This is a genomic window from Oceanimonas doudoroffii, assembly GCF_002242685.1.
Lineage (GTDB): Bacteria > Pseudomonadota > Gammaproteobacteria > Enterobacterales > Aeromonadaceae > Oceanimonas > Oceanimonas doudoroffii.
This window is the reverse complement of record NZ_NBIM01000001.1, coordinates 1,673,656-1,687,510: the sequence shown is the minus strand read 5'-3', so window position 1 is coordinate 1,687,510 and position 13,855 is coordinate 1,673,656. Positions and strand designations below refer to the sequence as shown.

The 13,855-nt window shown below is 59.5% G+C and carries 8 protein-coding genes; 7 read left to right on the top strand and 1 reads right to left on the bottom strand.

Features of this window, described 5'->3' with window-relative positions; genetic code table 11:
* Nucleotides 1–41 precede the first annotated feature (41 nt).
* The 5 genes from B6S08_RS07835 (at nt 42) to purT (ending at nt 6,874) form a co-directional block, all read left to right on the top strand.
* Complete coding sequence (locus B6S08_RS07835) at nt 42–1,436, top strand: APC family permease (protein ID WP_094200158.1); 1,395 nt, start codon at nt 42–44, stop codon at nt 1,434–1,436.
* 137 nt (nt 1,437–1,573) lie between these two features.
* Nucleotides 1,574–2,854 (top strand): 4-aminobutyrate--2-oxoglutarate transaminase, encoded by a 1,281-nt coding sequence (gene gabT / locus B6S08_RS07830; RefSeq protein ID WP_094200157.1) that lies wholly within the window; start codon nt 1,574–1,576, stop codon nt 2,852–2,854.
* A gap of 129 nt (nt 2,855–2,983) precedes the next feature.
* On the top strand, nt 2,984–3,175 hold the full coding sequence (locus tag B6S08_RS07825) for a heavy-metal-associated domain-containing protein (protein ID WP_094200156.1): 192 nt from the start codon (nt 2,984–2,986) through the stop codon (nt 3,173–3,175).
* A 13-nt stretch (nt 3,176–3,188) separates the two neighbouring features.
* Nucleotides 3,189–5,651: a heavy metal translocating P-type ATPase gene (locus B6S08_RS07820; RefSeq protein WP_094200155.1), complete on the top strand. Its 2,463-nt coding sequence runs from the start codon at nt 3,189–3,191 to the stop codon at nt 5,649–5,651.
* 41 nt (nt 5,652–5,692) lie between these two features.
* Nucleotides 5,693–6,874: a formate-dependent phosphoribosylglycinamide formyltransferase gene (gene purT, locus B6S08_RS07815; RefSeq protein WP_094200154.1), complete on the top strand. Its 1,182-nt coding sequence runs from the start codon at nt 5,693–5,695 to the stop codon at nt 6,872–6,874.
* Nucleotides 6,875–7,086: 212 nt separating this feature from the next.
* Here purT and chrA read toward each other — a convergent pair whose 3' ends face one another.
* Nucleotides 7,087–8,217: a chromate efflux transporter gene (chrA, locus tag B6S08_RS07810; protein ID WP_094200153.1), complete on the bottom strand. Its 1,131-nt coding sequence runs from the start codon at nt 8,215–8,217 to the stop codon at nt 7,087–7,089.
* Nucleotides 8,218–8,514: 297 nt separating this feature from the next.
* Here chrA and B6S08_RS07805 point away from each other — a divergent pair, with 297 nt between their 5' ends.
* Together B6S08_RS07805 and B6S08_RS07800 are read left to right on the top strand one after the other, a co-directional pair.
* A complete protein-coding gene (locus tag B6S08_RS07805; RefSeq protein ID WP_169716374.1) occupies nt 8,515–9,642 on the top strand; it encodes a response regulator in 1,128 nt (375 codons plus the stop codon).
* Between the two features lie 88 nt (nt 9,643–9,730).
* A complete protein-coding gene (locus tag B6S08_RS07800) occupies nt 9,731–13,849 on the top strand; it encodes a response regulator (protein ID WP_094200151.1) in 4,119 nt (1,372 codons plus the stop codon).
* Nucleotides 13,850–13,855 lie beyond the last annotated feature (6 nt).

Genomic DNA, 13,855 nt, shown 5'->3' with positions numbered 1-13,855 from the left:
GACAGGCAAGCTCAAAGGACAAGGATATAGGGAGCGTCCGCGTGCAAAAGGAACAAAATGTAAACAAGGTATTGACCAGGCTGGACGTATTGTTTTTGGCCTTTGGCGCCATGATCGGCTGGGGGTGGGTCGTGCTGTCCGGCAACTGGGTGATCGAAGCCGGTACCTTTGGCGCCATGCTGGCGTTTATATTGGGCGGTGTACTGGTAGTGTTTGTGGGCCTGGCATATGCCGAACTGGCTTCCGCCATGCCCACCACAGGAGGAGCCCTGATTTATGTATTGAGGGGCATTGGCTATAGGCCGGCCTTTGTGGCTTCCTGGGCCTTGGCATTGGGATATATCTCGGTTGTTTCTTTTGAGGCGGTGGCATTGCCTACCGTTATTGAGTACATCTTCCCCAATTACAAGGTGGGATTTTTATACTCGGTTAATGGTTATGATGTTTATGCCTCCTGGGCCCTGGTGGGAATGGTGGGCTCCGTGTTTATTACCATAGTCAACCTGATGGGAGTCAAGTTTGCCGCCCTGCTGCAAATGGTACTGACCATCATTATTGCCATTATCGGCCTGATGCTGATTTTTGGTGCGGCGGTGAATGGCAATGTGGAAAATGCCGATCCACTCTTTATTGGTGGTGTGGCCGGTGTGCTGACCGTGGCCATTATGACACCCTTTATGTTTGTGGGATTTGATGTCATTCCCCAAACGGCCGAAGAAATGAAGATTCCGCCCAGATCCATTGGCCGCATTCTGATTGTGTCGGTTGCCGCCGCCGTAATCTGGTATGTCGCCATCATTTTTGCCGTGGGTTTTGGACTGGATCAGAACGCCCTGATTAGCTCGGTATTACCCACCGCAGACGCTATGAGTAATGTCTTTGGGCACGGCGCCTTTGGCATAGTGCTTATTCTGGGTGGGGTCGCCGGCATTATCACCAGCTGGAACTCCTTCATTATTGGTGGCAGTCGCATCATGTACGCCATGGCCGAGAAAAAGATGCTTCCGGCCTGGTTTGGTCGACTGCATCCGAAATATGGCACTCCGGTTAATGCCATTCTGTTTATTGGCGCCTTGTCTACGTTGGCCCCCATGTTGGGCCGTCCCATGCTGGTCTGGTTGGTAAATGCGGGTGGTCTGGCCATTGTGCTGGCCTACTTTCTGGTAGCCGTTGCCTTTGTACGACTGCGTCGGCTGGAGCCAAACATGGTACGCCCGTTTCGGGCAGGGGAGTCCAATGCCATTGGCTGGGCTGCCGTTGCTTTCAGCCTGCTGTTTGTTGCCCTGTATTTGCCGGGCATGCCGGCGGCGCTGGTCTGGCCCTATGAGTGGCTGATCCTGGCAGGCTGGTGGGGCGCTGGTTTTCTGATGATGTTCTTCATGAGGCATCAGCAGCAGGCGGCGCAAGGTTATCGCTACGGAGCCCGATCCGCCTGAGCATAGCGAAAAAGCACACATTGTGTACCGGCATCGCCACTCATGGCGCCGTCGAAGAACAGGGAACTCGGCCGTTACCGGCGGCACAATACAGACCACCGCTGTAGTGGCCAATTACGATTGAAGAGGAAGATATCATGAGCAAGAACCAGCAACTTCAGCAGCGCAAGGACGCCGTCTTTGCCCGCGGCATGGGCAACCTGGCCCCCGTTTATGTGGATCACGCCAACAACAACGAAATCTGGGACGTGGACGGCAAGCGCTTTATCGACTTCGCCGCCGGCATCGCCGTGGTCAACACCGGTCACAGCCACCCGCGCATTGTGGCGGCGGTGAACGAGCAGCTGCAGCGCTTCAGCCACACCTGCGCCATGGTCACTCCCTATGAGAGTGCGGTCGAGCTGGCCGAGCGCCTGGTGCAGCTGGCGCCGGGCAACAGCCCGAAAAAGGCCATTTTTGTCACTACCGGGGCCGAGGCGGTGGAAAACGCGGTGAAAATCGCCCGCGCCCACACCAAGCGCAGCGGCGTCATTGCCTTTAACGGCGGCTTTCACGGCCGTACCAACCTGGCCATGGGCCTGACCGGCAAGGTAGCGCCCTACAAGGCCGGCTTTGGCCCCTTCCCGGGCGAGATCTATCACCTGCCGTACCCGAATGCCTACCATGGCGTGACCGAGGAGCAGTCCCTCAAGGCCCTGGACGAGCTGTTCCATTGCGACATTGAGCCGGGCCGAGTGGCGGCGCTGATTATCGAGCCGGTACAGGGTGAGGGAGGCTTCTATCCGGCGCCGCCGTCCTTCCTGCAAAAGCTGCGTGCCATCTGTGATCAGCACGGCATCGTGCTGGTGTGCGACGAAATCCAGACCGGTTTCGCCCGTACCGGCAAGCTGTTTGCCACCGAATACGCCGGCATAGAGCCGGATCTGATGACCATGGCCAAGGGCATTGCCGGCGGTTTCCCGCTGTCTGCCGTGGTGGGCAAGGCCGACATCATGGACGCCGCCAACCCGGGTGGCCTGGGTGGCACCTATGCTGCCTTTCCGCTGGCCTGCGTCGCCGGCCTGGAAGTGCTGAACATCATTGAAGAAGAGCAGCTGTGCGACAAGGCCCTGGCCCTGGGCGAGCTGATGAACAAACGCCTGCATGCGCTGCAGGAGAAGTATCCTCACCATATCGGCCAGGTGCGTAACCTGGGCGCCATGGTGGCGATGGAGCTGGTGCACAGTGGGGATGTGGACCAGCCCAATCCTGAACTGACCAAGGCCGTGGTGGCCAAGGGCATCGAGAAGGGCGTGATTATGTTGTCTTGCGGTGTACGCGGCAACGTGATCCGTTTCCTGCCGGCCCTGACCTCACCGCTGGAGGTGGTCAGTGAAGGTCTGGATCTGCTTGAGCAGGTGCTGGCCGAGCTCATCTGAGCCGGCTAATACGTCGATGTCAAAGTTGTTTGGCGGGCCATGGGCCCGCCTTTTTTGTTTTGGGCTTGACCTTCCCCTTGTGGCAGGGTTCAAAGTAGTGGGGAACTCACCAAATCAGGAGACTGAAGCATGCATATCCTTACCGTTCCCGACATGACCTGCGGCCACTGCGTGGGCGTGATTTCCGCCGTGCTGACCGAGCTGGATCCGGACTGCGAGCTGAGCTTTGAGCTGGCCAGCCGCCGGGTGGAGATTGGCACCCGCCTGCCGCGAGAGGAGATTGTCGAGGCCCTGAGCGACGCCGGCTACGACTGCGAATAAGGCGGAGGCGGCCATGACCACATTGAATCTGCGCCTGCCCATCGAAGGTATGAGCTGTGCGTCCTGCGTGTCCCGGGTTGAGAAGGCCCTGAGCGCGCAACGGGGCGTGCGTTCGGCCAGCGTTAACCTGGCGTCGAACAGCGCCGAGCTGACCCTGGACCAGGGCACCGCCACCACCGAGCTGGTGGCGGCGGTGAACAAGGCCGGCTACCAGTGCCCGGTGGAAAGGGTGGAGCTGGTGATTGGCGGCATGAGTTGCGCGTCTTGCACCGGCCGGGTGGAAAAGGTACTGGGCCGGCTGCCTGGTGTATTGTCCGCCAGCGTCAACCTGGCCGCCGGCCGGGCCTGGGTGGAGCTGCTGGCCGGTAGCCAGGATAGCACTGCCCTGATCGCCGCGGTGGAAAAGGCCGGCTTCAGCGCCGAGGCCGCCGATGCTGAATCCAGAGGCGAGCCCGATGATGGCCGTGAACGGGAACAGTACGCACTGAAACGTTCCCTGATGATGGCCGCGGTGCTCACCTTGCCGGTGTTCATACTGGAAATGGGATCTCACTTTGTACCCGGCATGCACCACTGGGTTGAAACCACCCTGGGGCAATCCCTCAACTGGCAGCTGCAGTTCGTGCTGACCACCCTGGTGTTGTTTGGCCCGGGGGGGTTGTTTTTGAAAAAAGGGTTGCCGGCGCTGCTGCGGGGGGCGCCCGAGATGAATTCCCTGGTGGCGCTGGGCGGCCTGGCGGCCTGGGGCTATTCCACCCTGGCCACTTTTGCCGGCCACTGGCTGCCTACGGGCAGTCGGCAGGTGTATTTCGAGGCGACGGCGGTGATCGTGACCCTGATTCTGCTGGGACGATATCTGGAGGCCCGGGCCAAGGGTCGCACCGGCGAGGCCATTAAAAAGTTGCTCAGCCTGCAGGCGCCCACCGCCAGGGTGGAGCGCGACGGCCATACCGAAGACCTTCCCCTTGAGCGGGTAAAGGTCAAGGACAGAGTGCGGGTGCGCCCGGGGGAGCGCATTCCGGTAGACGGCACCGTGGTTGACGGCGTTTCATGGGTGGACGAGTCCATGCTTACCGGCGAGCCGGAACCGGTAGAAAAAGGTGAAGGCGACGAGGTCACCGGTGGCACCGTCAACAACAAGGGCTCCCTGCTGGTGGAAGTCACCCAAGTGGGCAAGCAGACCCGGCTGGCCCAGATTATTCGCATGGTGGAGCAGGCCCAGGGGGCCAAGTTGCCGATACAGGCGCTGGTAGACAAGGTCACCGGCGTGTTCGTGCCCGTGGTCATGGGCCTGGCGACACTCACCTTTGTGCTCTGGTGGTGGCTGGGGCCGGCCCCGGCGCTGAGTTTTGCGCTGGTCAACGGCGTGGCGGTACTGATCATCGCCTGTCCCTGCGCCATGGGGCTGGCCACGCCCACCTCCATTATGGTGGGCACCGGCCGGGCCGCCGAGCTGGGAGTACTGTTCCGCAAGGGAGAGGCCCTGCAGGCCCTGCGTGGCGCCAAGGTCATCGCCTTTGACAAGACCGGCACCCTGACCGAGGGCAAGCCCGAGCTGACTGATCTGCAAGTGGGTGAAGGTTTTGACAAGGACACCGTGCTGGCGCACATTGCCGCCGTGGAGCAGCGCTCCGAACATCCGATTGCCGAGGCGCTGGTGGCGGCGGCGCAAGAGCGCAACCTGAATCTGCCCGGGGTGAGCGAGTTCGACACCGTTACCGGCATGGGCGTCTCCGCCATGGTGGACGGCGTACGGGTGAACGTGGGGGCGGACCGCTACTTGCGCTCCCTCGAGATGGACCTGGCGGTGTTTGCCGACACCGCCGGCCGGCTTGCCAGTGAGGGCAAAACGCCGCTGTATGTAGCCATTGGCGGCAAACCGGCGGCGATTCTGGCGGTGGCCGACAAGGTCAAGGCAGGCACGCCCGAAGCCATTGCCGCCCTGCATCGGCAGGGGTTCAAGGTGGCCATGATCACCGGCGACAACAAGGGCACCGCCAGTGCCATCGCCGCCAGGCTTGGCATCGATGCGGTGGAGGCCGAGGTCATGCCAGACGGCAAGGTGGAGGCGCTGGCGCATCTGCGCCGGCAGCACGGTGCCGTGGCCTTTGTGGGCGATGGCATCAACGATGCCCCGGCGCTGGCGGCGGCGGACGTGGGCCTGGCCATCGGCACCGGCACCGACATCGCCATCGAGGCGGCGGATGTGGTGCTGATGCGCGGCGACCTGCGTGCCGTGCCCCAGGCCCTGGCCCTCAGCCGGGCCACCCTGAGCAATATTCGCCAGAACCTGTTCTGGGCCTTTGCCTACAATGTGTGCCTGATCCCGGTGGCGGCCGGCGTGCTTTACCCCGCCTTTGGCCTGCTGCTCTCGCCCATGCTGGCTGCCGGCGCCATGGCGTTGTCCAGCGTGTTTGTGGTGACCAATGCCCTGCGGCTGAAGCGGTTCAGGCCGGCTGGCCAGGACGCGGAATAACTCTTTATAATGTGCGATTTCTCACAAAAAGGACTTCTGTTATGACAACTCTGGGTACCCCCCTGTCGGCAACTGCCACCCGAGTGTTGATGTGCGGCGGTGGTGAGCTGGGCAAGGAAGTGGTGATTGAGCTGCAGCGTCTCGGCGTTGAAGTCATCGTGGTGGATCGCTATCCCAACTCTCCGGCCATGCAGGTGGCTCACCGCGCCCATGTGATTTCCATGCTCGACGGCGCCGCGCTGCGCGCCGTTATCGAACAGGAGCAGCCGCACCTGATCGTGCCCGAGATCGAGGCCATCGCCACCGATACGCTTGCCGAGCTGGAGCGGGAAGGCTTTACCGTGGTGCCTACCGCCCGCGCCACCCAGCTCACCATGAACCGGGAAGGTATTCGCCGGCTGGCGGCGGAAGAGCTGGGGCTGGCCACCTCGCCCTACCGTTTTGCCGGCACGCAGGAGGAATTTCGTGCGGCCGTGGCCGAGATTGGCCTGCCCTGTGTGGTCAAGCCGATCATGAGCTCCTCGGGCAAGGGTCAGAGCACGGTAAAAACCGAGGCCGATATCGACGCCGCCTGGCACTATGCCCAGGAAGGCGGCCGCGCCGGCGGTGGACGAGTGATCGTGGAAGGCTTTGTGCAGTTCGACTACGAAATTACCCTGCTTACCGTGCGTCATGCCGCTGGCACCGGCTTCTGCGCCCCCATCGGCCATGTGCAGGTAGACGGTGACTACCGCGAGTCCTGGCAGCCTCAGGCCATGAGCCCGGCAGCGCTGGCGGCGGCGGAAGCCATGGCTGAAAAAGTGACGTCGGCCCTCGGAGGGCGCGGCCTGTTTGGTGTAGAGCTGTTTATTCGTGGCGACGAGGTGCTGTTCAGCGAAGTGTCGCCCCGGCCTCACGACACCGGCATGGTAACCCTGATCTCCCAGAACCTGTCGGAATTCGCCCTGCACGCCCGGGCCATTCTCGGCCTGCCCATTCCCGCCATTCGTCAGTATGGCCCGGCGGCCTCGGCGGTGATCCTGCCCGAAGGCAACTCCACCCAAACCACCTTTGGCAACCTTAGCGTGGCCCTGGCCGAGCCGGACACCGAGCTGCGCCTGTTTGGCAAGCCGGAAATCAACGGCCGCCGTCGCATGGGCGTGGCCCTGAGCCTGGCCGACGGCATCGACGCCGCCAGGGAAAAGGCCCGCCGTACCGCCGCCGCGGTCAAGGTGGCGTTTTAAGCTTTTCTTCGCTCCTCAGAGCTCACAACAGTGTTGCCTGCTTTTCTGAACAGGTCACGCAAGGGCATGAAGGGGAGGGGAAAGGGAACCACTTCAACGACCGATCAAATGCCACGGATGGCATTTTCCGAGCGCCCCAGGGAGGGTCTTGAAGCGTGTCGGGGGAACTGGGCCGTTTCCCCGACCTTGCTCGCCTTTACAGACAAATCGTTTTACAACCACAACCCCAGCAGCATAAAGGCCGGGATCAGTACCAGTAGCGGGCAGCGAAACACCCGCAGCGCCAGCAGGCCCAGCGCCGCTGCGGCCAAAGCCGGAGCTCCGGTCACACTGGCCACAAACACCGGCTGATAGAGGGCCGCCAGCAGCAATCCCACCACGGCCGCATTGACACCGGCCACGGCGCCCGCCATGCGCCGGTTGGCCGCCAGTGCCTGCCATCCGTTCAACAACGCTAGCACCAGCAAAAATCCCGGTAAAAAGACCCCAAAGGTGGCCACCAGGGCACCGATAAGGGGGCTGGTCGGCAACAGCTCGGCCCCCAGAAAGGCAGCCAGACTGAACATGGGGCCGGGCATGGCCTGGGCGGCGGCATAACCGGTGAGAAAGGCTTCTTGAGACAGTGTATCTGCCAGCAGGCTCTGCAGCAGCGGCAATACCACATGGCCGCCGCCAAACACCAGGCTGCCGGCCTGGTAAAAGTCGGCAAACAGGCCGGCCGAGCCGCCATGGGCCAGCAGTGGCAACAGCAGGAACAGGCCGGCAAACAGCAGCAAAAAGGGCCAGCTGAGGCGGGCGGCGGGGGCGTTGTCGGTGCCTTCATGCTTCAGCCAGAAGGCGCCGGTGAGCGCCGCTGCCAGCAGCGCCACAAACTGGGCCGCCAGCCCCGGCCACAGCCACAGCAGGGCGGCGGTGCCCACCGCCAGGGTCTGGGTCAGCCGGCGCCGGCAAAACTGGCCGGCCATGGTCAGTACCGCATCGGTCACCACCACTAGGGCAAACAGCTTAAGGCCGCCGATCAGCGCCGCGGTAACGGGCGAATTGGCGTAATGCTGACCTAACAATGCCAGGCTCAGCATCAACACAAATGAAGGCAGGGTAAAGCCGATAAAGGCGGCAATGGCACCGCCCAGGCCGGCGCGCTGATAGCCGATGGCAAACCCCAGCTGACTGGAGGCCGGGCCGGGTAAAAACTGGCACAGGGCCAGGGTGGAGGCAAACCTGTCCTGGGGCAGCCAGCCCAGCTTTTGCACGAAATGACGCTGAAAATAGCCGATGTGGGCAGCCGGCCCGCCAAAGCTGATCCAACCCAGCATAAAAAACTGCCAAAACACCGAAAGCATGACGATTCATTCACTCCATCTTGGTTGGGGGGCGCCATGCTAGCCGAAAAAGGTGACGGCCCGATGACAGATCGTCCTGAGCGCAGTCATGGCACGGCGTTGAGGAAAGTTCCCATGACCAGGCAAGGTAACAAAAATGGAAAATATTGCCCAGTAACCATGCAAGACGGCAAGGCATTGGCAATACTCTCAAGGATACATTTGAGTAACAGCTGTCACCAGGCATGTATACCGCATGTCTGACTAACTCGGATCAGGGAATTCCGATAGCTTCGGAAGTGATGGGAAGGAATGACGGTGAACGAGAATCAGTCAGTATTTGTGGCGGTGAGCAACATCAGCACCATGGAAGTCATTCGCGACATGCTTCAGGATGAAGTGAAGGCGCTGATTTTTCCGGAGCCCGGGGCGGACATGGTGAAAATGTTTGACCGCTGCCAGGCCCAGCTTATTGTGCTGGCCTTTAATCATGTCGAGCAATCCATCGAATTTTACGAGCGTCTCAAAAACGAAAGCGAAAGGCTGCACCTCAAGCCTTGTCGCATTTTGCTGTTGTGCGACAAATTTGAGGCGGAAAAGGCCTATTCCCTCTGTCGAAAGGGAACCTTTGATAACTATGTGGTGTTCTGGCCCCTGTCTTTTGATCCCCATAGGCTGAAAATATCCATCTATCAGGAGCTGAGATCGCTGGATAACCTTTATAAAGCCCGTGACCGGCTCAGGAATACGGCCCGGCTGCATGCCGTGATAGACGAGCTGGAAGGAGTGGTGGCAAGGTTGGTGGATGGCGGCAGTGTCTTTACGGAGCAGGTCAGGGATGTGCTGGAGGAGGCCGAGGAGCTTCGCGTTGGTGCCCTGCCGCACACGGACCGGGATGCGAGGGTGAGCACCGAAGATATCGGCTCCCTCTATGACTGCATCAATGTGTTGAAGAACAAGGTCTGGCACTTTGAATCCCTTTGCCGGGAAGTTGAGCACAGCTACCAGGGGGCGTTGAAGCAGGTTGCCAGTGCAAAACCCTCGGTACTGGTGGTGGAAGACGACGCCTTTTACCGAAATATCATGATGACCCTGCTCAAGGCCGGCGACTATCAGGTTAATTTTGCCAAAACGGCGGCCGAGGCCCTGGGAATACTTCAGGAAAATACACCCGATCTTATTCTGATGGATCTGATGATGCCGGGCATGAATGGCCTGGAAGCCATCAGGCATATTCGACACAACGAATGGACCAAGCATATTCCGGTGATTGTGATCAGCGGGCAGAGCCAAAAGGAAGTTATTTCCAGGTGCATTCAATTGGGGGCCTTTGAATTTATTCTCAAGCCGTTTAATCGTCAGATTTTTATCAGCAAAATAGAAAAGGCACTGGGTTCCAGGGAAGCAAAAGGACCGGCAAACAAGGATCACTGGAACATGATGTAATGTTGCAGCTTTGGCATGGGTATTTGGCACCGGCAGTACCAAGCGCCTTCAGGCATTATGGCCATTCACTGAATACAATGGTGAACCTATGATAAGCAGGGCGGTAGCGGGAGCGAATGGTATCAGCCATGGCCAGTGGCAGGCTTTCAGGCGTAGCGCCTTGCTGCTGGTTGGCTATTTTATGTTGGCGGAGCTTGGCATGTGGCTGGCCATGCCGCCCTTGCTCAGTGCGCCGGTCTGGCCCGCGGCCGGCCTTGCCCTGTATTGCCTGACCCTGTGGGGGACCCAGTACTGGAAAATCCTGTGGCTGGCGTCTTTTTCGGCCAATGTGCTGCACAAGGTCATGCTGGCGGATCATGACCTCAGTGCTTCCCTTATCGGCATGGCGGCGGTCACCGCCACCGGCTCGGTGCTGGCCACGCTAACCGGTGTGGTTATTTTGAGGAAACTGCTGCGCACTCGGGCCGAGCAGGTCAACGAGGGTTATATTATCGCCCTGTTGCTTTCGACTGTGGCGCTGGCCAGTGTGATCACGGCAGTCACCGGCATCGGTAGTTTTTACCTGTTTCTGTCCCTGACCATGGAGCATCTGGCGGGAAGCCTGCTCAACTGGTGGATGTCGGAAAGCCTGGGCATGTTTATCGCCATTCCCTTTATTCAGTGCGCCGAGCTGAAAAGGACGGGCTTCAACGACTGCCGTGTGGGCAAGCTCCAGTTTTTGCCCATGCTGGTTTGCCTGTTGCTGGTGGTGGGGTTTATTGCGCTAAGCGGAGTGGAAAAGCTGAAAAGCGATCGGCAAATCGCCGCCTTCAGTACCCTGCTGCAAGATAGCCTGGAGTCCTCCTTGCTGTCGCTGGATGACGTCACCCGTTCGACCGCCGCCTACATTTCGAGCAGTGAGCGGGTCACGCCGGCAGAATTCTCCAGTTACGCAAGCAGTCTGCTGATTCGTCCCGGTATTGAAGGGCTGGCCTGGATTCCGAGGGTAATGCATCAAAGCCGGGAGGATTTTGAGGCCAGGGCCAGACGGTCCTTTTATCCTGGTTTTTCCTTGCTGGAACATGATGATAACAGCATTCCGGTGGTGGCAGGCGTCAGGGAGGCCTATTACCCCTTCTGGCTGGTGTTTGTCAGGGGCGGGCGCCAGTCGTTGATTGGTTATGATCTTGGCAGTGAAAGCCGGGAGCTGTTGAAACTGTCCATCGACAGCGGTCAGGTGGTCTTTCAGGAACGCAGGCCGCTGCATTCCGGAGAAACCGATAGCAATGACGACTGGCGTTATTTTGTGCCGGTTTATACACCGGGGTTTAATCCGACGCTGGCCAGCGTGGAAGAGAATCGCCGCGAGTTTATCGGTTTTGTCAGCAGCCTGATTCACTTTAATGCCTTTATAGATGACATCAGGGAAAGAATGGGGCTGCTCGATGTCATTTTTCGCATCACCATGAATTACCGCAACGATGGCAGTCATTTTACCGTGATGGACACTCGACCCGCCGCCGACCGGAAAGGGGCGGCCGATATGCACAGACACTTCGATTACCTTGGCTATAAAAGGTTCAATATTGAGGTCTGGCACGAGGATGCCTGGAAGCCCGCCAGATCCCTGAATACGCAAGGGTTTATGGTGACCGGGGTATTTATTTTGCTGCTGGTGACGGCCTACACTTATAACAGCTTGCTGCAAAATGTGCGTATCTCACAACGGGTGAAGCAGCGTACCGAAGCCCTGAGAAAAACCCGGCAGGAGCTTGCCGATATTCTGGATAACATGACCAGTTATATTGTGGAGGTGGATTTTAAAGGGTGCATTACCAATGTGAACCGAACGCTGCTCAGAGCCTATGGCGGCAACAAGGACAGCCTGCTTGGCGTGCGGGTGACCGACGCCTACTGGTTGCATGACCGGGAAGAAGAGCGGCAACGGCTGCGGAAAGACATCAACGACGCCTGGCGAGGCATGGCGGTCAGGCGCGATGTTGCCCTGACCAGACAAGACGGCCAGGCGCTCTTTGTGGACATGAACATCATTCCGGTGCGGGATGATAACGGCCGGGTCGAAAAGGTTATCATCGCTGCGGTAGACATCACCGAACGCAAGGTGGCGGAAGACAATCTAAAGAAGAGCAGCAAGCGCCTGTTTGAGCTGAACCTGGGCCTGGAAGATCTGGTGGAAGCCCGCACCGGCGAGCTCAGGCAACTGACCGATCAGCTGGAAGACCGCATCAAGGAGCGCACCGCAGAATTGCTGCAGGCACAGCAGAATGCGGAAAAGGCCAACAAGGCCAAATCCTATTTTCTGGCCACCATGAGTCATGAAATTCGTACGCCGCTCAATGGCGTGGTGGGCATGCTGGAGGTGATCTACCAGACCGGCCTGAGCCAAAAACAAAAGGAAGTGATGGACGTCATCTATTCCTCCTCTATCTCCCTGACCGAACTGATTAACTCCATTCTGGAATTTTCAAAAATAGAGTCCGGTACCCTGGATGTGGTGAAAGAGCCGCTGGACTTGACCGCGTTGGTGGAGCAGGTATGCCAGATGTTTGATTACCAGGCTCGCTCCTCCGGGGTGGAGCTGACCATGTTTGTGGATCCGGCGCTGCCGTCGCGAGTGAAATCCGACAGCCTGCGCCTGCGCCAGATACTGATCAACCTGATCAGCAATGCCATCAAGTTCAGCAGCACCAAGCAGCCCGGCAAGGTGTCCGTCAGCCTTAACATGACGCAGAGTGCGCCCTCTGCCATCAGCGTCAGGCTGGATGTGCTCGATAACGGCATCGGCATGAACGAGCAGGTGGTGGCCAACCTGTTTCAGGCCTTTATGCAGGCCGACTCCAGCACCACCCGTCGCTTTGGCGGTACCGGACTGGGGCTGGCCATTACCCATCACCTGGTGGGCTTGCTGGAGGGCAATATCGCGGTGACCAGTGAGCCCGATAACGGCAGCCGTTTCAGCGTGAGCCTGCCGTTTGAGGTGGCAGTCGATGATGAACCGGCAAAGACGGGCCATGACCAGGTCGAGGGGCTGAACTGTCTGGTGATTGGGGATGAACAGGGCATTGTCTCGGGCCTGATGTGTTACCTTGACCATGACCGGGCCAGGGTGAAATTTGCCGAGACGATCCAGGTGGCCGAAAGCATGGCGCCCCGTTATTCGTCGGGGGACTGGGTCTGGATTTATGACCAGCCCCACCAGGAAAACGTCCTGGCGGCATTGAGGCAGGCGGCGTCGGCCTGGACCGGCAGCAAGGTGAGCTTTCTGACCATTGAGCGCGGGGCCCGGCGCAGTGCCCGACGAGTGGCGGAAGATCATGTGATGATTGATGCCAACCTGCTTCGTCGTGCCGCCTTTATGGAAGCGGTGATGATGGCGGCCGGGCTGGTTACGCTGCCCGAACACAACGGTGTGATGGAAAAACACGCCGGCTCGGCTGAAGGTGCCGATCGAGGCAAGGCGCGTATTCTGGTGGTGGAAGACAATGTGGTGAACCAGAAGGTCATCGTGCAGCAGCTGGATCTGCTCGGCTATGACGCCGATCTGGCCGGCAATGGCGTGGAGGCACTGAGTGCGATCCACGAGAGTCACTACCACCTGATCTTTACCGATCTGAGCATGCCTGAAATGGACGGTTATCAGTTTGTCGAGCAACTGCGCAGCGAAGAGAGGGACGGCGCCGCCATTCCGGTGGTGGCCCTGACGGCCAATGCCTTCAAGGAAGAAATGGCCCGCTGTTTTGAAAAGGGCATGAACGATTACCTGACCAAGCCGGTCGAACTGGCCCGGCTGAAGGAAATGCTGGAAAAGTGGCTGCCGCAGGAAAAAACCAGTGATGCCGGTAACGGTACCGGTGTTGAGGGAGGCGACGCGCGTGACCACACCATTGACACCGAGGTGCTTCGAGAGCTGGTGGGTAATGACGAAGCGCTGTTTGGTGAACTGCTTCAGGATTATATGCAGCAGCTCAACCAGGATTTACCAGAAATAACCCGGGCCTTTGCCAGCGGGGAATGGTCACGGCTGCAGGCGTTGGCTCACACCCTGAAGTCCTCGTCCCGGGCCGTGGGAGCACAACGGTTGGGCGAGCTGTTTTTCGAGGTGGAAACCGTCTGCCGGAACAAGGAGGGCATTTCGAACAACACCATGGACGAGCTGGACCGCGAGGTCGGCCGCGTTCTGGCACACATCGGTAAAATAATGACTTGAGGGCGC

What these genes read in the sequence shown, in the direction of transcription:
- B6S08_RS07820 (WP_094200155.1), top strand. Translation starts at nt 3,189, where the DNA reads ATGACCACATTGAATCTGCGCCTGCCCATCGAAGGTATGAGCTGTGCG.
- purT (WP_094200154.1), top strand. Translation starts at nt 5,693, where the DNA reads ATGACAACTCTGGGTACCCCCCTGTCGGCAACTGCCACCCGAGTGTTG.
- B6S08_RS07800 (WP_094200151.1), top strand. Translation starts at nt 9,731, where the DNA reads ATGATAAGCAGGGCGGTAGCGGGAGCGAATGGTATCAGCCATGGCCAG.
- chrA (WP_094200153.1), bottom strand. Translation starts at nt 8,217, where the DNA reads ATGCTTTCGGTGTTTTGGCAGTTTTTTATGCTGGGTTGGATCAGCTTT.
- B6S08_RS07825 (WP_094200156.1), top strand. Translation starts at nt 2,984, where the DNA reads ATGCATATCCTTACCGTTCCCGACATGACCTGCGGCCACTGCGTGGGC.
- gabT (WP_094200157.1), top strand. Translation starts at nt 1,574, where the DNA reads ATGAGCAAGAACCAGCAACTTCAGCAGCGCAAGGACGCCGTCTTTGCC.